The organism is Flavobacterium resistens (genome assembly GCF_900182645.1).
GTDB lineage: Bacteria > Bacteroidota > Bacteroidia > Flavobacteriales > Flavobacteriaceae > Flavobacterium > Flavobacterium resistens.
In genome coordinates this window covers 72,918-91,999 of record NZ_FXTA01000002.1, presented here as the reverse complement: position 1 = coordinate 91,999, position 19,082 = coordinate 72,918, and the positions used below count along the sequence as shown (strand labels likewise).

Genomic DNA, 19,082 nt, shown 5'->3' with positions numbered 1-19,082 from the left:
TTATGGGGTTTTTGGGGCTAAATAGACGTCAAGATTTTTTTTGATTTGAATTACCTTATAATTATCACTTGAAATAATAATTGGCATATTCGAGATTTTATATTTTTTATCCTCTCTCAAAACTCCTGAAACATCTTTGGCATATGCCTCTGATTTTAAACCATGAATAACTACAAAACTTTCGGTTTTATTGTATTTGTCAAATGAAGTTGTTAGTCGTTCGTAATTTTCAACCAACATGTATACTTTAATTGCTTCCTCAATTTTTTTAACCGTTTTAGCATCATTATTCGAAACTGGATATAAAATTTTCCAATTTTTTCCGTCAACTGCCGTGAAATCAAGTTTTTCTAAATCCGGAATTTGTTTTTCCAAAATTTCTCTGGCGCTTTTTCCTTCTTCGCTGTTTGGATAATTATCTGCAACCGTTTCCAACCCTTTTTTATACGCGGCCAACCCTTCTACTTTTCCTAAAGTATTTGCTTTCAGCAATTCAAATTTAGAAACAATATCTTCACCAGCATATTGATTGATCAGATTATCGATATTATTTAAAACTTCATCAAATTTCTCCTCTTCATATAACTTAAACCATTTTTTATATTCCTTGTCGGCAGAAACTAAATCATCTGAATTTGCATTATTTAAAATCTGTGCATATCTTGAAGTTGGATAATTACCTATTATATCAGACTTTATTCTTTCAGCTCTTGCCGGATTTGTAATTTGATAAATTTTATACAAATTATACATCGATGGCAAAATCAATTTTTCTTCAGGTTTATTTTGTAATAATTGCTCAAGCTTATCGCTGGCTAATTTATATTCTTTGAACTTTTCTTTATAAATAAGTCCCAATTGATAATAAGCAAAGTTTCGTTCTTTTCCGATACTGTCCATAACTGTCGGACTTGTCGGAATCTTATTTTCATAAAATGCCGTCGTATATTTTTCCGGAATTTCTGGTTGCAATGCATTTATAGAATCCTGATTGATATTTAATGAATCCTTTAAAGCAGTATTGATAATTGATTTTGATGAAGCTAATCTCCAATTTCCTCCTATAACACGATTTCCCCATTGTTTTCTAAATTGTAGTTTTCCATAGGCAACCGTTGTGGGGTTGTAAAAATAAAAAGTGCTTGCAACATCATTTCCAGATGGCGGATTAAATGCTCCCGAAACCAAATCTGTTTTATTAGGTTGTTGCGGATTAATAGCCGAAGAAATATTATTTGCATCCGTATTACGTTGAACGTTTGCCAATTTTTCTTTTTCTTTTTCTTCAGCCAATTTTTTAGCATCGTCATTCTTTTTAAGTTCTGCGATGTAAATTTCAAAGTATGTTTTTCGTTCTTCTGCTGGTAAATTGTAAACCTTTATAATACTATCGTTGCGTTTTGCAATTCCTTCGTATTTAATTACATTATCGAGATTTTTTCTGTTTTTTTCAATTAAGGCAAACTCTCTCGTTTTTGGGTTTAATTTTACCAAAGTACTGTCATAGTATTTTGCCGCCATTGTATAATCTGTATTTCTAAAATACATATTTCCAATGTTTCGATAGGTAGAAGCAACTAAATAAGGATCTTTAGATTTTCTTGCCAATGAATGGTTATAAAATTCCAATGCATCTTTTTGCTCATTATTTTTATCGAAAAAAACACCCATTTCATAAAAAAGGATATCATAGTATGGTCTGTTTTCTCGATCTTCTACTAATTTATTGTATGCTTCGATAAACAAATTATGATCGTCTTTTTCATAATCGAACATCTGTGCTTTCTTCGCATAAGCATGCATCATGTATTTACGATCTGCTTTTCGGTTCATGTCGATTACGCCGTTATAAAAGTAAATAGCACTATCTCTTTTTCCGGCTTCCTGATATAATTGTCCAAGAATAAAACGGTAACGTGCTCTGTCTTCGTTTATTCGGGTAAAATTTTCTGCAATTTTCAATTTGGCAACAGCGCTGTCTTTTTCTTCTGTATTTAAAAAGGCTTCGGCCAATAATGCATTTGCATCAGAAAAAGTCTGTTTGTCTAAATCTGTTTTCTTTAATAAAAGATTGATATTTTTAATAACAATCGCATCGTTTCCGAGACGCATATTGGTTTTTTCACGCCAGATTTTTGCGGTATAAATATTACTGCTGTTTGGATATTTATAAAGAATATAATTGAAAGCTTCTAATGCAGGAATAAAACGCTGATCATAATATCTTGCTTTCCCCAGCATTAGATACGCTTCATCAATCTGATAATTTTTTTCTCTTCCTCCAATATTCATGGAGTGTTTCTGAATGGCTTTTGTCGCTTTCGTTTCTGCTAGTTCAAAATCGGGATTTTTTGTTTTTTCTCCTTCCGAAAAATTTTCATCAAACTGCATTTTTTCAATTGGCAGTATTTTCCAAAAATTATCCTGATTATTGTTCTGAATTGATTTTAGTCCTTTATCAAGGCCAATTCCACCATTATACAAAATGTTATATTTTGTACTTAAAGCGTGCGAATTTCTGTTCACGAAGGTATTATTCTTGGTAGAACAGGCTATCAAAAAGAATAAAAAACCGAGAAAAAAACAATATTTAAGAGTATTCTTTTTCAATAGAACTAATTTTTAAAGCATAAACTTATAAAAAGCACTTTTAGTATATGACTTGTAAAAATACGCTTCTTTTTGAAATATAGAAACTTAAACTGCAAAAAACGATTCGAGTTCTTGTAAGGTTTCTTCTGAGGTTTGAATATCTTTTACAATTTCACCTTTATTAAGTGCAACAATTCGGTCACAAACTTCAACCGTGTGTTGCAAATCATGACTTGAAACCAAAACGGTAACATTCGGATCTTCAGCTAATTCTTTAATAATTTTCTTCAAACGACTCACAGTTGTAGGATCTAAATTTGCAAAAGGTTCATCTAAAATTATCACTTCCGGATTACCAATAAGTGTTGCAATAATGCCTACTTTTTTCTGATTTCCTTTTGATAAATCGCGAAGGTATTTTTTGTTGTTTAAAATTTCACCATTAAAAAATTCTTCATGTTTTTTCAAAAGTGCATCAATATCTGCTTTATTCTGATGACGCAAATCTCCAATAAAATAAAAATATTCTTCAGGAGTCAAATAACCAATAAGGAAACTTTCATCTAAAAATGAACCCGTAAAAGATTTCCAGTTTTCACTAGTATTTACCTGAATATCATTTGTTTTTATATTTCCAGTCGAAGGCTGAATAAGATCCAAAAGCAAACTGAAAAAAGTGGTTTTTCCTGCACCATTATTTCCGACAAGTCCAAAACTTTGTCCTTTCGGAATTTCAAGATTATTAATATTTAAAACTGTTGTGTTATTATATTTTTTTGAAAGTTGATTTACTTGTATCATCGTAATGTTAGATTTTAGATTGTTGATTTTAAATTTTAATGGAATAAAATTATCTCATTATCAAATTGGCAAATTCACTAATTAACTCTTTTGTTTATAGGCACTTATTGTACTGTATTTTTCGACTTTGTATCTTTTTTCAATTATTGAAAAAACTTTATTTCTAAATACAAATCCTAAAACTCCTGCTCCTGCAACCAGCATTAACCCAAGTGTTTTATCTCCGAGATAAAGTCCGATTCCATAAAGTCCCAAAGGCAATAATAATTTTGGCAAAGTCAATAACATTGCATTTACATTGAATGCTTTTTTATCTCCAAAAGCACCGCCGGCGTTACTCAAATCAATTGGAGTTTTTGTAAATGCTCCTCCCAAAAGAACCAAATGAGAATTTACTCCGATATTATAAATGGCGCCAACCACAATGGTCAAATAAACCTGCCATCCATAAAAAAGATAAAATGAAGCCAAAATTGTCGATATAAAAGTGGCTATAACAATTAACCACCATTTTGAAGTAATATAACCGCGATACGGAATATTTTGTGTCATCATCAATTGATAATATGAACTGTCCCAGCTTGGTACGAATTGCCCAAAGACAAATAAAAATCCGCCTGAAACAAATATTCCCGCAAAAATATACATAACCGCTGGCTGGTGTGTATTGCCAAAAAAGATCAATCCGTAAAACAAAAAGAAGAAACTCATGATAATAGTCGTTTTTGACCTCTTGTTTCTTTTAATCAACTTAATGTCATTTTTCAAAAAAGTTCCCAATGTTCCAAATTGATTTAGCCAGGAAAGATTTTCAGTCGTCGCTACGTCTTCTTTCTTAGAAAGCCCAGCATCTAAATATAAATTGTTTTTAAAATATTTAAATGTAAATGCGTACAATCCTGCCAATAACAAAATTGGAATTAAAAACAATCCTTTAATGGTATAAAGTCCCTGGAAAAAAGGAGTTGTGAAAATGGTAATATCAAAAAGCTTATAATATTGTGCACCTCCAAAAGCTAAAGCAAGTCCAATAAAAACAACAAATAATTTGTCGATATTGCTTAAAATAATATTCAAAAAATTGTTGATATAGATTAATGAGAAAATCGCCAAAAGCCAAAATAAAATTCCCAAAATATCATATCCTTCAATAATAAGTACAACTGAAAAAGGCACAAAGAAAAGCGCATGAACCCAGTTAAAAAAGGACAATGCCGTTTTGCCTAAAGAGAAATGAACAATGGTTGGTTTTTTAAAAGGCAAAACCAATAATGGTTTGATATTAAGAACCGGAATCGCCTGCATTAACAAACGAACCACAAGATCAAGCAAAAAATAATAAATCAAGAATTTGTTGATGGTTACCAATGGTTCAAGGTTCATTTTTTTGAGTACGTAAAATGCGCCTACTCCCATTGCAATAAAAATTACCGAAAAGTAAACCATCAAAAACCCAATTAAAATTTTCATGGCCAGATTCGCTCCAAATGAAGCTGATCTTACAAAGGCTTTCCATTCGAGATAAATAAACTTTTTAATCATGGTTATTCAGTTTTAGTTTTTCAGTAAGAGACCAAATGTAGGAAAACGTTACAAAAAAAGTTAAAAAAATTATTTTAGTAAGCGTCAATTACTTAGTGTTTGCTACTTTTGCAAAAAAAATAAATCATGCCTTCATTCTTAAAACTTATAATTAAAGAGGTAAAACGTGAGACTGCAGAAGCTGTTTCAGTACTTTTTAATGTTCCTGAAGAACTAAAATCAGACTATAAATTTATAGCCGGACAATACATAAATTTAAAATTAACACTTGATAATCAAGAAATAAGACGTGCTTATTCTATTTGCTCTGCGCCAGAAAGCGGTGAATTGCGAATTGCAGTTAAAGCAGTAAAAAATGGTCTTTTTTCTCAGTTTGCCAACACGAAGCTTAAAGCTGGCGATGTTCTTGAAGTAGGACATCCTGAAGGTAAATTTACTTTTGAACCAGAAGCTGACAGACAAAAAAATTATGCTGCGTTTGCTGCAGGAAGCGGAATTACTCCAGTTCTTTCTATCATAAAATCAGTTTTAAAAAGCGAGCCAAAAAGTTCATTTGTATTAGTTTACGGAAATAAAACTCCGGAACAAACTATTTTTCATCAAGAACTGCATGATTTACAATTGCAATATGTAGGACGTTTTTTCGTACATTATGTATTTAGTCAGGCTAAAGCAGAAAATGCTTTATTTGGAAGAATTGAAAAATCTGCTGTAAATTTTGTTTTGAACAACAAACATAAAGAACTTCAGTTTGATAAATTTTTCTTGTGCGGACCAGAAGAAATGATCAATACTGTTTCAGATATTTTAAAAGAGAAAAATGTAAAAGATTCGGCAATTAAGTTTGAACTTTTTACATCTTCTTCTGAAGAGCATGCAATTCAGGGTTCTCAAGAAGGTCATACAAAAATCACCGTTTTAGTCGACGATGAAGAAGTTACATTCGAAATGTCTAAAAAACAAACCATTCTTGACGCTGCTTTAAAACAAGGTATTGACGCTCCTTATTCTTGCCAAGGCGGAATTTGTAGCAGCTGTTTAGGACGTGTTACAGCTGGTACTGCTGAAATGACAAAAAATTCAATTTTAACAGATGGTGAAATCGCAGAAGGTTTAATTTTAACTTGCCAGGCGCACCCAACATCAGATACAATTTATGTTGATTACGACGACGTATAAACATTTAAAATTTCAATAAATAAAAAATCCAAATTCCAATTTAACCCTGGAATTTGGATTTTTTTATGCCGTTCTTTCTTTTATCAGAGTGTAAAATATCGATTCCTTTTAAAAAGCGTTTTTAAACAATACATAAAAAAGACTATACGTATTTAAATATTTTTTATAAAATGTCCTGAAAATTTACTATATTAGTAGTGCGCTTGAACCTGATAAATCCTTCTTTACCATAAAGATAGATTCTATAAGGCTATATTTAATTGTCAACACGTTTTTAAAACACTACATATTATGGCAATGCATCACTACCTCCGTTTGACTTTTATATTACTTTTTGTAATATCATCTTTTGTCGTGGTCTACTTTGTAATTAAAAAAAGAAGAAACAGAAAAGCTCCTAAACTTCTTTCAAAAGAAAACTATCCTTCAACGCTTGAAGAAATGAAAGAAATATCAGTCGAAAATGATAACTTTTTTAATATTTGGCCGTATGTAAGTGAACTAAAAGCTGCCAAGATTTTATCAAATAAAATTAAAGAATCAGAATTAATTCATAAAGTTTATAGAAATTCAACTAACAATTTGGAACACGTTTTACTTGTTACTGAACAAGAAAACCGTTTTGTTGAAATTGTAGTTGACAGAAAGAAAAAGAAAGCAATGGGTTATCTTTTTCTGAATTTATAAGAAATTATTGTCTTCAAAATAAAAAATCCAAATTCCAACTTTACAACTTGGAATTTGGATTTTTTATTTATTGAAATTTTTATTCTAACTAAAATTGAATACTCTTAACTATTTTCTTTGGAGAAATCGTTCGCATCGCATCTTCATAACCTTCAACAATTTTATTTCCATAAACAGATGTTGGTAGTTTTGGATATTTATTTCTATCAGAAGTTAAAGCGTTTTCCAAACTCTGATTAAAAGGCAAAAATCCAGCATATGGATGTGTTGCGCCCCAAAGTGTTACAACTTTTACGCCCAACATTGCAGCAATATGCGCATTACCAGAATCCATTGAAAGCATTACATCCAGATTGCTAATCAATTTTAATTCCTGCTGAAATTTAATTTTCCCGGCAACATTTATTACATTTTTAAAAGGCTCAGAAAGCGAATCTAAAATTTCGATTTCTTTTTTTCCACCCCCAAAAAGCAAAATGGTCTGGTCTTTATTTTCGGCTAATTTTTCAATTACTTCCTTCATTAAATCTAAAGGATAAACCTTTGAATCATATTGTGCGAAAGGTGCAATTCCGATTAATTTTTGATAATTCTCACCAATTAAATCTGTGATTTCAGCACTTAAAACTGCTTTTTTAGGAAATTCGGAATTTGATAAATCTATCGGAAAACCCAATTCTTCAAACACTTTGGCGTGTCTTTCAAACATCGTTGGCAATTGCTTGAAAATCTTATTTTCAGCACGAGTCAATTCTTTTTTTCCTTCTCGGCCTTTATCGACAGTTGCTCTTTTTTTTCCGCTTAAAGCGAAAAGCAAACTCACAACTTTAGATCGCAAAACATTATGAAGATCTGCAAAAGCATCAATTTCAAGCTTTTTTAAATCTTTAAATAATCGCAAAAGCCCCGGAAATCCTTTATGTCTTTCTTTTTCATCAAAAGCAAAAAATTCAAGATTCGGAATTCCGTCAAAAAAAGGTTTGAAAAATGGACGCGAAACAACCGTCAATTTTACCTCTGGATATTGTTTTACAAAAGCTCGTAAAACAGGAACCGTCATGGCGACATCTCCCATTGCGGATAGTCTCATGACGGCTATGTGTTTAATTTTGGTAGACAAGTCGGCCAAATTATTTTTTATTTTGATATAAAACTGGGTTCAAATCATCATCATTGTACATTTTCATTTGTTTGTACACTTTCATGAATTTTTCACCACTTTCAATATCTGTCAATAATTCTTCAATTGCTGTAGATAAATCTGTTCTTTGTTCTAAAAGAATGTTTAATTTTTCCTGACATTTATCTCTGTGTTCTTGCGAAGCCTCTGCACGATTAGCTTCTTCATGCATGTGATAAATTTTCAAAGCCAAAATAGACAATCTGTCAAATGCCCAAGCCGGACTTTCAGAATTGATTTTTGCACCGTCTTTAGCTTTTACAGAACTGTATTTTTGCAAAAAGTAACTGTCGATATATTCAACCATGTCAGTTCTTTCCTGGTTTGAAGCATCGATTCTTCTTTTCAAAGTTAATGCTGCAACCGGATCAATTTGCGGATCACGAATGATATCCTCAAAATGCCATTGAACAGTGTCAATCCAATTTTTTAAATATAATAAATGCTCAAATTTATCCTTTGGATAAGGATTGTTAATGGGCTGATCAACATTATCAAATTGGTGATAATCTTTGATACTTTGTTCGAAAACAGAATATGCTAATTTTGAAAACATGTCTTTAATTATTAGAGACACAAAGATACTTTTTATACTTTTATGGTGTGAAAAAAACTATTATTTTTTCATTTTTGCGTTAAAAACAATCAATAATTTTAAAAATTACATATGAAAATTCATTATATATCTGAAAATAACAGCGTACTGAATCATTTTTTAGGCCAGATCAGAAATGTAAATGTTCAGAACGACAGCATGCGTTTTCGAAGAAATATTGAGCGAATTGGCGAAATTATGGCGTATGAACTGAGCAAAACTTTACCCTACAAAAACGTTGATATTCAAACACCGTTAGGCATTAAAAAAACAACCGAAATTGCATCTGATATTGTTTTATGCCCTATTTTAAGAGCTGGATTACCGCTACATAATGGCTTTTTGAATTATTTTGATCATGCTGAAAACAGCTTCGTTTCGGCCTGCAGATTTCATCCAAATAATGATGATGAATTTGAAATTTTAGTTGAATATCAAGCGATTTCAAATCTCAACAATAAAACGGTATTACTGCTTGATCCAATGCTCGCAACTGGACAATCAATAGTCGCAGTTCACGAAAAATTAATGCAGAATGCCACTCCGGCTGAGTTTCATATTGTTGTTGTTATCGCTGCTCCCGAAGGTGTTGCACACTTAGAGAAAAATCTTCCTGACAATTGCCATTTATGGGTTGCCGCTCTTGACGAAAAACTAAACGAGAAAAACTACATTGTTCCCGGACTTGGTGATGCCGGAGATCTTGCTTATGGAAGCAAATTATAATTGAGAGAAAAAAGTAAATAAACTGCAGCAAATAAGAACATAAAATACAATTTCGTTGTTTAATTTTTGCTGCATATATTCTACATGGCTCGATGCCATAAGAGTTAATGGCGTAATACTAAACAACAGTAAATCATTGCTTTTATTTGGTGAAAGAATAAAAACAAAAGCGGCAATAAAAAAACAAGCCACAATTTTTTTATACGAAGTATGCACAATCTGAGGTCTGTTTGATAAAGTCATTAACATTGAAACCACAAAAAACAAAGCTACCGCAACATAAATTGACAATGCTCCATTTTCGTAATTGTTTTTAAAATAGTCGATATTTAAATCGATTACTGCTCTTTTTTCAACAAACGCAACGGCATCAAAATGAAATAAAAGTGATACCATTAAAAAGATTAATGAAACTGCTAAAAGTGCTACAAAAGGCAAAACCCAGTTTCTATAATCGCGTGAAACGTGAAAAATAATGGATATAAAAACCAAAATCAAGAAAAGAATACACCAAAATTGAAACAAAGATGCTATTAAAATCCAAAAAGAAGCATCAAATATTTTTTCTTTTGAAGATTTTAAAGACTGTAACGAAATCAATCTGCGAAGTGCCAGAAGCAGAAAAAAATTCGCATAAATAACATTTGAATCGTTAAATATGGTCGGGAAAAATAAGATAAACAGCAAGTAGAAAAAAATCGTGTATCCATTGTCTTTGCTGAGCCCGTTCTTCTTTGCAATGAAATTAATCAGGAAAAAAGAAGCCAAAACAAAGCACAGCAAACTTACTTTTTGGAATCCCAAAAAATAATTAGTAATCCAGGACGGATCCTGAATTTGAAACAGAAAAAAGAAAACCAGTATTAAAATTACGACCAAAGAATAATTTAATGGTGTAGATTTTTTAAAAACACTTGTTATCATAAGGATATTTTATACTTTTGTGATTGTAAAGATAATACTTGTTTAAAATGAAAAACCGAACAAGTTGAAAAAAGATTTGATTAATCAAATTTTATCTTCAAAGCATTACACAACAATAAATAACATATAATTTTAAAAAATTATGACAGCTTTTTTTGAAGGAATACAATACTTATTCGTTAACATTTTGTTTGCTCCTCTTGACTTTTTACGTCGTTTGGAATTAATTACATGGTTTGGTGCAAACACTATTAACTGGATTTTCATGATCATCTGTTCATGTGCAATCGTTTATTGGATTAAACAATTACGCATTTTTGATGACGCTGGTACAGAAAACCAAGATACAACAGCTCATTCATTTTTAAAATAATAAACCAAACCCTTTAATTAAAAAGGGCTGGTGAATTTATTTTTTAAATTAAATCGAAGCCGATATCTTTTCTAAAATACATCTTATCAAAGCTTAGTTTATCTATGTTTTGGTAAGATTTTTTTATGGCCTCTTGGAAATTATCTCCGTAAGAAGTCACAGCAATTACACGTCCTCCATTAGTAACGACATTTTCGCCATCTAATTTTGTTCCTGCATGAAAAACTATCGAATCTGTAACCTTTTCTAATCCAGAAATTACTTTTCCTTTTTCGAAATCTTCAGGATATCCACCAGAAACTACCATTACAGTTGTTGCACTTCTTGGATCAACTTCTAAATTGAAATCTCCTAATTTCTGATCTGCTACAGATAAAAACAATTCTACTAAATCTGATTTTAATCTTGGAACCACAACTTCAGTTTCAGGATCTCCCATTCTCACGTTGTATTCAATAACGATTGGCTCATTTTTCACATTGATTAAACCAATGAATACAAAACCTTTATATTCGATTCCGTCTTTTTGGAAACCTTCGATTGTTGGTTTTACGATACGCGTTTCAATTTTTTCCATCAAAACAGCATCTACGTAAGGAACCGGAGAAACTGCTCCCATTCCACCTGTGTTCAAACCTGTATCGCCTTCTCCAATTCGTTTATAATCTTTTGCTGTTGGAAGAATTTTATAGTTTTTCCCGTCAGTCAAAACGAAACAGCTTAATTCGATTCCGTCCAAAAATTCTTCAATAACAACTTTTGCACTTGCTGTTCCAAATTTAGCGTGAACCAGCATGTTTCTTAATTCTGTCTTTGCTTCTTCAAGATCCTGAATAATCAAAACTCCTTTTCCAGCTGCTAAACCATCTGCCTTTAAAACGTATGGTGGCTGTAAAGTTTCTAAAAACTCACATCCTTTTTCAACTGTTTCAGCAGTAAAACTGTCATAAGCTGCAGTCGGAATGTTGTGTTTCATCAAGAATTCTTTTGCAAATTCTTTACTTCCCTCTAATTGTGCACCTAATTTAGATGGCCCAATAACCGGGATATTTTTTAAACTTTCGTCGTTTTTAAAATAATCATAAATACCTTTTACCAACGGATCTTCTGGTCCTACGACTACTAAACTTATATTTTCTTTAAGTACTAATGCTTTTACAGCTTCAAAATCAGTTGCAGATATTGCAACGTTTTCAGCGATTGCAGCAGTTCCTGCATTTCCAGGTACTACAAAAAGTTTTTCGCAAAGCGGACTCTGAGTCATTTTCCACGCAAAAGCATGCTCTCTTCCGCCTGATCCCAATAATAAAATTGTCATGGTGTTGTTGTATTTAGTTGTGGTGCAAAAATACTTGCTTTTGCACGTAAAAAATAATTAAATCTTCAAAAAATTGTTGGTTCTGCCCTGTTAGTAATTCCTAAACATTATTTTTGACGAAAATTATTCTGAAAAATGATTCGCCTTTTTGATATTTCGCTTCAATTAAATGGTTTTCCTATAAAGGAAGCCAAAGCCGAATTGGATCAAATTATTCATTTTTCTGAAGAAGAATTTATGGTTTTTCTAGAAAACAAAAAGAAAGAAATTGTTGATTTTCATTTAAAAAACAACTCTTTTTACAGAGAATTGGCCGGAAATACAACTGCTGAAAATTGGGAAAATCTTCCGATTTTAAACAAACAAAATCTTCAAAAACCGCTTGAAGAGAGACTTTCAAAAGGCTATTCAAAAAAAAATATTTACCTCAACAAAACATCCGGATCAAGTGGAACTCCTTTTGTTTTTGCAAAAGATAAATATTCGCATGCCTTAACCTGGGCATCAAATATTATGCGTTTTGGCTGGTTCGGGATTGATTTTAATCATTCGTATCAAGCGCGTTTTTACGGCATTCCGATGGATTTTATTGGATATCAAAAAGAACGTTTCAAAGATTTTTTAACGCATCGTTTTCGTTTTCCTGTTTTTGATTTATCTGATGAAATTCTCGAAAAATTTCTGAAGAAATTCAGAACCAAAAAATTCGATTACATCAACGGTTATACGAGTTCGATTGTGTTATTTGCCAAATTTTTAGAACAGAAAAATATCGTTCTAAAAGAAATTTGCCCGACTTTAAAAGCTTGTTTTGTTACTTCGGAAATGCTTTTTGAAACAGATAAAAAACTGTTAGAAAAACAATTCGGAATTCCGATTATAAGTGAATACGGTGCTTCAGAATTGGATTTAATTGCTTTTGAAAATCCGCAAGGCGAATGGCAGGTAAATGCAGAAACGCTTTTTGTGGAGATTTTAGATGAAAATAATAATCCTGTTCCACATGGAACAGAAGGAAAAATTGTGATTACTTCTTTATTCAACAAAGCAAATCCTTTTATTCGATATGAAATTGGCGACATTGGAATTTTAGATGAAAAAAGCACGCCACAAAAACCAATTCTAAAAAAATTAATTGGTAGAACCAATGATGTTGCAATTCTTCCAAGCGGAAAAAAATCGCCAGGTTTGACGTTCTATTATGTAACCAAAAGCATCATTGAAGACGATGGAAACGTAAAAGAATTTATCATCAAACAAATCAAATTAGATACTTTTGAAATTGAATATGTTGCTGAAAAAGAATTAGTTTCAGAACAAATTCTAAAAATAAAAGAAGCAATTGATTTGTATTTAGAACCCAATTTAAACTTCACTTTTGCTCGAAAAACAGTTTTAGAAAGAACCAATCGCGGGAAATTAAAACAGTTTAAATCGTATTTATAAATATAAATAAAATCTTGCATTTGTTTTTTCTAACTCAAAACTTATGGAAGATTACTCTTTACTTTCTGAAGAAACAATTTCAAATAAAATATATTTTATCCGCGGTCAAAAAGTGATGCTTGATACTGATTTAGCAATGCTTTATGACGTTGAAACTAAAAGGTTAAATGAACAAGTTAAAAGAAATCTATCTAGATTTCCTGAAGATTTTATGTTTGAACTAGATAAATCAGAATTTGAGAATTGGAGGTCACAATTTGTGACCTCCAATCCTAAACTAAATTCTTCAAGATCGCAAATTGCGACCTTGAAACAAGTTAAGTCTTAAGATTTCTTAATATATTTTGGTTTGATTATCAATTGAGTAAATAAAAATCTTATCATCAATAAAATAGAAAAAACGAGATTATATCCATGGAATTCTCTATAAACACCAAAATTGTGTTTAATCAATTTGAATTTGGAAGAAGAAACAGAATCTTTTCTGATTCTGTAAAATGCCAAAGGTTCTGGAACTGGTTTGGCTATTTTAATTTGTTTTACAATTGTAAGCCATATTCTCCAATCTTGACGTTTTTGTGTAGTTTCAAGAATGATTTTTCCAAAATAATCGGCATCATAAACTGCCGTCAAATTACCTACATAATTGCAGAAAAATAATTCTTTATACGTTAACGGATTTGGCGATTCAACTCTTCTATTTAAATTATTTCCTTCTTCATCAATTGAATCATAAAAACTAAAAGTAAAATGCAGGTTATTTGTTTTTAAAAATTCAATTTGTTTTTCTAATTTCTCAGGAAACCATAAATCATCGGCATCTAAATAAGCAATATATTTTCCAGTAGCTTTTTCTAAAGCGTTGTTTCGGGCAAAACCGTTTCCGCGATTTTCTAGTGATTTAAAAAGCTTTATTCGACTGTCTTTTTGTGCAAATTCTTCAATAATTGCAACCGTCTTATCCGTTGATGCATCATCTGCCAAAATCATTTCCCAGTTTGTATAGGTTTGATTTTGAACTGATTCAATTGTTAATCGAATGAACTTTTCAGTATTATATGTTGGTACAATAATAGAAACTAATTCGCTCATTGATGATGGTTGTTTTTGGAATTTAATTAAAAAACAGCTCAGATTTTATTGAATCCGAGCTGTTTGAAGTTTTATTTTATATAGCTTGAAAAATCTTTGTGCTCTTCTTTAGCAAGTTCTTCAGGAGATAATGATTTGAAATATTCATAGGTAATTTTCATTCCTTCTGCTCTATTTACTTTTGCTTCCCAGCCAAGTAATTCTTTTGCTTTTGTGGTATCTGGCTGGCGCTGTAAAGGGTCGTTTATCGGCAATGGATGATAAACCACTTTCTGGTTTGTTCCTGTCAGTTTTATGATTTCTTCTGCAAAATCTTTGATTGTAATTTCGTCAGGATTTCCAATGTTTACTGGATATACATAATCAGAATGCAATAATCTGTAAATACCTTCAACCTGATCATCAACGTAACAGAAAGAACGTGTCTGCATTCCGTCACCAAAAATTGTTAAATCTTCTCCCCGCAAAGCTTGGCCAATAAAAGCCGGAATTACGCGTCCATCATTTAATCGCATTCTTGGGCCGTAAGTATTAAAAATACGCACGATTCTGGTTTCTACACCATGAAATGTATGATACGCCATTGTAATTGATTCCTGAAAACGTTTTGCTTCATCATAAACACCACGCGGGCCAATTGTATTTACGTTTCCGTAATATTCTTCTGTCTGCGGATGAACTAATGGATCTCCATAAACTTCAGAAGTCGATGCAATCAAAATTCTGGCTTTTTTAACTCTCGCTAAACCCAATAAATTGTGCGTTCCCAAAGATCCAACTTTCAAAGTCTGAATCGGGATTTTTAAATAATCTATTGGACTTGCAGGCGATGCAAAATGCAAAATATAATCTAACTCACCCGGAATGTGAACAAACTTGGTGATATCATGATGATAAAATTCGAAGTTTTCCAGCTTGAATAAATGCTCAATATTTTTAAGATCTCCTGTAATCAGATTATCCATTCCAATAACAAAATAGCCTTCTTTAATGAATCGATCACACAAATGCGATCCTAAAAATCCTGCTGCTCCAGTAATAAGTATTCTTTTCATAATTGATTTAATTGAACATTTTTGAATTTCATTTTACAACAAAATCCAAGATAGACGCACAAATGTACTAAAATATCTCTCCTTTCAAATTACAGTTGAATCTATAACTTAAAAAGAAGTTTTGCGATTTCAGATAATTATTAAACTCATTTATCTATTTTTACCCGCAAATAAAACCACTATTTTGAAAGTTGTACATGTAATTGAGGCGCTGGGCGGCGGCGTTTATACCTATTTTAGAGATTTATCGACTTTCTTTGGAGATGATGAAATAAACCAAAACATAGAAACCACTATTATTTATAGCGGTAATCGAAAAGAAATTGATGCTCAAAAAATTAAATCTGAGTTCTCAGATGGCGTTAAACTGATCCAGGTCAATATGGTTCGGGAGCTTTCTCCATTTCAGGATTTAAAATCGGCTTACAACTTAACTAAAGAACTAAAAAAAATCGATCCGGATATCATCCATCTTCATTCATCAAAAGCGGGTGTTTTGGGTCGCGTTGCCTATTTTTTCTTATTTAAAAAAAAGAAACTCTATTATACGCCTCACGGATATTCGTTTTTAAGAACTGATATTTCGAGCACTTTCCGAACGATTTATTGGACAATTGAAAAGAATTTTCAGCGTTTCTTTGGCGGAACAATTGTAGCTTGCGGCGATACAGAACAGAAAATCGCTCAAAAATTAGGACCTGCAAAATTAGTCCGAAACGGAATTGATATTGCAAGTGTGCAAGAACATTATAAACCTCATCAAAACGAGAAATTGACAATTGGAATTATGGCCCGAATTACAGCGGCCAGAAATCCCGAAATGTTCAACCAAATTGCTTTAAAATTCCCTGATTTTAATTTTGTATGGATTGGCGACGGCGAATTAAGACATTTAATTACAGCTCCAAACATCAGAATAACGGGCTGGATTTTAAACCGAAAAACGGTTTTGAAGGAACTGAATAATATTGATATTTATATGCAGACTTCTCTTTGGGAAGGATTGCCAATTGCGGTTCTTGAAGCCATGGCGTTACAAAAACCTGTAATTGCCACTAATATAATTGGCAACAAAGATGCTATTCTGCACAACAAAACCGGATTTCTTTTTACTGATATTTCAGAATTGGATGGCTTTTTTGAAACTTTAAAAAATCCTGAAACCAGAGCAGAATTTGGTGAAAATGCTTTGGCAAGATGTCACGATTTATTCGACAAAAATCAAAATTTTAAACAGCTACTGGCACTTTATCAAGAATAATTTTCTGCTGAACCCAATAACTAGCAAAAATTGATGACCAAAGTCCACTGAAGGCAATTCCGTCAAAGCGAAGCAAAAAATCATCGGTTAGATTTGAGGTGAAAAAAATCAGAAAAAACGAAAGTATCATGCCGTTTTTCAAATCAAATCCTAAATAACCAATCGCAAAAATATAAAGCGCTACGACCAAAGGTCCGAGAATTCCGAATTTTAATAAAAAATCCAAAAACTGATTGTGCGTCGGAAATTCATATTTGGCCAAAAAATGTTGATTCGTTGCTTTATAATATTTATTTAATTCGGGTTTTCCATCTGATGCTCCAACTCCAAAAGGAAGATTCTTTACAGACAATTCCCAAGCCGATTTCCATATCGAAATCCTTGTAACCAATGAATTAAAAACCTTAATTTCGGGATGATCTATTTCGTCCAATTTCCCCACTTTATCCATATAGGCAAAAGTTACTGATGAATATTTTTCTTTCATGTAAGGATTCTTCTGAACGAATAAAAACAGGATTCCGCCCAATAAAACAACAATTACAGATCCTGTTAAAAGTATCTTTTTCAAATTGAATTTTGATCGGATTTCGTAAAAGAAAACAATCAAAAATCCGAGTAAAACATTTATCAACGCCATTCTCGTATTTACCAAAAGCACGAAGAAAAAGGAAGATAAAAAAACGAATAGCGTACTGATTTTAAATACCAATTTCTCCTGATTTTTAAAACTTTCAAAAACAAAATACAACGCACAAACCGATACAAAAGCCAAGTGCATATTCAAAGCCGGAGCATGAATCCCAATACTGTTTGCAAATTGATAACCCATTTCCCATAAATCAATTCGGTTAAGATATTTCTCCACCAAATCTGGAAACAGAATCACAAAACGGATTAAGAAAAAAAACATAATTACCGTTGTTCCAATAACATAAGTCCTAACTATTTTAAGAAAATTGACGCGCTGATAATTTCCAATAATAAACAAAGGAAAAATCAATAACGATGTTCTTTTTTCAATCGCCTTTAATCCTTGGGTAAAAGAGTCATTGTTCCAAAAAAGTAGCAATTCCAATAAAATTGGCGAAGCAATACAGGCCATTAAAATGAGCTGTTTTTTAGAGTATTTCAGCTTTTTGAAAAACATCAAATTAAACGCCGCAAACAAAATAATCAGCAATGAACACGGTTTTCTGAAAATCATCGCAATGGCGATTACACACAAAAAAATGTGAAATATTTTATTGAAGTTCTTTTCGGAAATGTTCATAGTATAATGCAAAATAAATTAAAGGAAAAATCCCAATTTTATGTCTCACAGCCGAGCCTAAATCGGGTTCGAAAACGCCTTGAAGAATAAAAAAAGAAAACAAAATGAACATAGTCAAAAGCTCATAACCATATTTTTTTCTTTCTTTTAAACATTTAGAAAAACGAACTAATAAAATGTAAAACACCAAAAGTTGCCAAATTACAAAAACAATAATTTGAGGCGAAAGAATGTGTTTTAAACCATTTACAGGAAGATTTACAGTAAAAAAACCATAAAAAATTCCGATCGCTTCTCCGTACCAGGTATCTGTTTTTACCGGCGAAGTAATCATCGAATTGGCATCTCCGGAAACCATACGGGTACTGTTGACCACTTCCCTGCTGATTTCAGAAAAATACTTTCCTTTTAAAATTCCATAACTCAAAGACAGAAAAACGGCAATCAGCAATCCATAGAAAATGGTACTTACGGTTTTGTTTTTAAAATTGATAAAGCTTACCAAATACATTCCGCCCCCAACAACTGGAATTAAAGCAAAATAAGGTCGATATAAAGCTCCAAAAACAATTAAGAGTACTGATGCTGTAAAAATGGTTTTTGGGAACGAAAACCGCTCATTTTGGCACAACAAAACAATTCCCGCAATAAACAAATAGGTAATAAATTCTTTTGATGGCATCGATATGAAAATCGCTATCATAAAAATGCCTAAATAGACTAAAATGTTTTTGACATTCAGTTTTTCAAAATTATCCGGAATCCCGATTTTGTATAAAATATAAATCAATATCGGAAACTGAATTAAGGCAATTACTGGAAAAGGCAGATGCCTAAAACCAATAATTTTATAAAACAAAATCGTAAGCGGATAACTCCCAAAATACCCAATTTCGTTGTACTTATCATAAATAATAATGGCTGTATCAAAGAAGAATTTTGGAGGCAAAACAAAATAAGCCAGAAATGCCACAACTAAATTAGCTGAAGCAATCAGCAAAAATGCCGCTGTACTTTTTTTGATTAATAATTGCATAT

18 protein-coding genes are annotated in these 19,082 nt (G+C 31.8%); 7 read left to right on the top strand and 11 right to left on the bottom strand.

What is annotated here, in order from left to right; all coding sequences use genetic code 11:
- The 3 genes from porW to FN795_RS06475 all read right to left on the bottom strand — a co-directional run bounded on the left by porW (nt 1) and on the right by FN795_RS06475 (nt 4,935).
- Entirely contained in the window at nt 1-2,610 is a 2,610-nt protein-coding gene (gene porW, locus FN795_RS06485; RefSeq protein WP_142449904.1) for a type IX secretion system periplasmic lipoprotein PorW/SprE, read from the bottom strand.
- A gap of 87 nt (nt 2,611-2,697) precedes the next feature.
- Entirely contained in the window at nt 2,698-3,393 is a 696-nt protein-coding gene (locus tag FN795_RS06480; RefSeq protein ID WP_142449903.1) for an ABC transporter ATP-binding protein, read from the bottom strand.
- A gap of 81 nt (nt 3,394-3,474) precedes the next feature.
- On the bottom strand, nt 3,475-4,935 hold the full coding sequence (locus tag FN795_RS06475; protein ID WP_142449902.1) for a DUF5687 family protein: 1,461 nt from the start codon (nt 4,933-4,935) through the stop codon (nt 3,475-3,477).
- 126 nt (nt 4,936-5,061) lie between these two features.
- On the opposite strand from FN795_RS06475, the gene FN795_RS06470 reads away from it, so the two are divergent.
- Nucleotides 5,062-6,114, top strand: coding sequence for a 2Fe-2S iron-sulfur cluster-binding protein (locus FN795_RS06470; RefSeq protein ID WP_142449901.1), 1,053 nt, complete (start codon nt 5,062-5,064; stop codon nt 6,112-6,114).
- A 291-nt stretch (nt 6,115-6,405) separates the two neighbouring features.
- Nucleotides 6,406-6,801: a hypothetical protein gene (locus FN795_RS06465; protein WP_035646642.1), complete on the top strand. Its 396-nt coding sequence runs from the start codon at nt 6,406-6,408 to the stop codon at nt 6,799-6,801.
- A gap of 88 nt (nt 6,802-6,889) precedes the next feature.
- Here the strand turns inward: FN795_RS06465 and FN795_RS06460 are convergent, their stop codons facing one another.
- Together FN795_RS06460 and FN795_RS06455 are read right to left on the bottom strand one after the other, a co-directional pair.
- A complete protein-coding gene (locus tag FN795_RS06460; protein ID WP_142449900.1) occupies nt 6,890-7,891 on the bottom strand; it encodes a glycosyltransferase family 9 protein in 1,002 nt (333 codons plus the stop codon).
- Nucleotides 7,892-7,931: 40 nt separating this feature from the next.
- Nucleotides 7,932-8,537, bottom strand: coding sequence for a DUF4254 domain-containing protein (locus FN795_RS06455; RefSeq protein WP_142449899.1), 606 nt, complete (start codon nt 8,535-8,537; stop codon nt 7,932-7,934).
- A gap of 111 nt (nt 8,538-8,648) precedes the next feature.
- Between FN795_RS06455 and upp the strand changes: the two genes are divergently transcribed.
- The gene (upp, locus tag FN795_RS06450) at nt 8,649-9,302 is read left to right on the top strand and encodes a uracil phosphoribosyltransferase (protein WP_035646646.1); all 654 of its coding nucleotides are present in this window, start codon (nt 8,649-8,651) and stop codon (nt 9,300-9,302) included.
- Here upp and FN795_RS06445 read toward each other — a convergent pair.
- Nucleotides 9,297-10,226: a DUF6427 family protein gene (locus tag FN795_RS06445; protein ID WP_142449898.1), complete on the bottom strand. Its 930-nt coding sequence runs from the start codon at nt 10,224-10,226 to the stop codon at nt 9,297-9,299. The genes upp and FN795_RS06445 overlap by 6 nt on opposite strands.
- Before the next feature lie 142 nt (nt 10,227-10,368).
- Between FN795_RS06445 and FN795_RS06440 the strand changes: the two genes are divergently transcribed.
- A complete protein-coding gene (locus FN795_RS06440) occupies nt 10,369-10,599 on the top strand; it encodes a DUF6341 family protein (RefSeq protein WP_031453858.1) in 231 nt (76 codons plus the stop codon).
- 43 nt (nt 10,600-10,642) lie between these two features.
- Here the strand turns inward: FN795_RS06440 and purD are convergent, their stop codons facing one another.
- Complete coding sequence (gene purD, locus FN795_RS06435; protein WP_142449897.1) at nt 10,643-11,917, bottom strand: phosphoribosylamine--glycine ligase; 1,275 nt, start codon at nt 11,915-11,917, stop codon at nt 10,643-10,645.
- A 135-nt stretch (nt 11,918-12,052) separates the two neighbouring features.
- On the opposite strand from purD, the gene FN795_RS06430 reads away from it, so the two are divergent.
- Together FN795_RS06430 and FN795_RS06425 are read left to right on the top strand one after the other, a co-directional pair.
- The gene (locus FN795_RS06430; RefSeq protein WP_142449896.1) at nt 12,053-13,363 is read left to right on the top strand and encodes a phenylacetate--CoA ligase family protein; all 1,311 of its coding nucleotides are present in this window, start codon (nt 12,053-12,055) and stop codon (nt 13,361-13,363) included.
- A gap of 43 nt (nt 13,364-13,406) precedes the next feature.
- On the top strand, nt 13,407-13,691 hold the full coding sequence (locus FN795_RS06425) for an ORF6N domain-containing protein (RefSeq protein WP_142449895.1): 285 nt from the start codon (nt 13,407-13,409) through the stop codon (nt 13,689-13,691).
- On the opposite strand, the gene FN795_RS06420 is transcribed toward FN795_RS06425, so the two are convergent.
- On the bottom strand, nt 13,688-14,455 hold the full coding sequence (locus tag FN795_RS06420) for a glycosyltransferase family 2 protein (RefSeq protein ID WP_142449894.1): 768 nt from the start codon (nt 14,453-14,455) through the stop codon (nt 13,688-13,690). The genes FN795_RS06425 and FN795_RS06420 overlap by 4 nt on opposite strands.
- 71 nt (nt 14,456-14,526) lie before the next feature.
- Nucleotides 14,527-15,510, bottom strand: a complete 984-nt coding sequence (locus tag FN795_RS06415; protein WP_142449893.1) for a UDP-glucuronic acid decarboxylase family protein — start codon at nt 15,508-15,510, stop codon at nt 14,527-14,529.
- 184 nt (nt 15,511-15,694) lie between these two features.
- On the opposite strand from FN795_RS06415, the gene FN795_RS06410 reads away from it, so the two are divergent.
- On the top strand, nt 15,695-16,771 hold the full coding sequence (locus tag FN795_RS06410; protein WP_142449892.1) for a glycosyltransferase: 1,077 nt from the start codon (nt 15,695-15,697) through the stop codon (nt 16,769-16,771).
- Here FN795_RS06410 and FN795_RS06405 read toward each other — a convergent pair.
- On the bottom strand, nt 16,740-17,978 hold the full coding sequence (locus FN795_RS06405; protein WP_244289948.1) for an O-antigen ligase family protein: 1,239 nt from the start codon (nt 17,976-17,978) through the stop codon (nt 16,740-16,742). The genes FN795_RS06410 and FN795_RS06405 overlap by 32 nt on opposite strands.
- A gap of 37 nt (nt 17,979-18,015) precedes the next feature.
- Nucleotides 18,016-19,080 (bottom strand): hypothetical protein, encoded by a 1,065-nt coding sequence (locus FN795_RS06400; protein ID WP_142449890.1) that lies wholly within the window; start codon nt 19,078-19,080, stop codon nt 18,016-18,018.
- Nucleotides 19,081-19,082 lie beyond the last annotated feature (2 nt).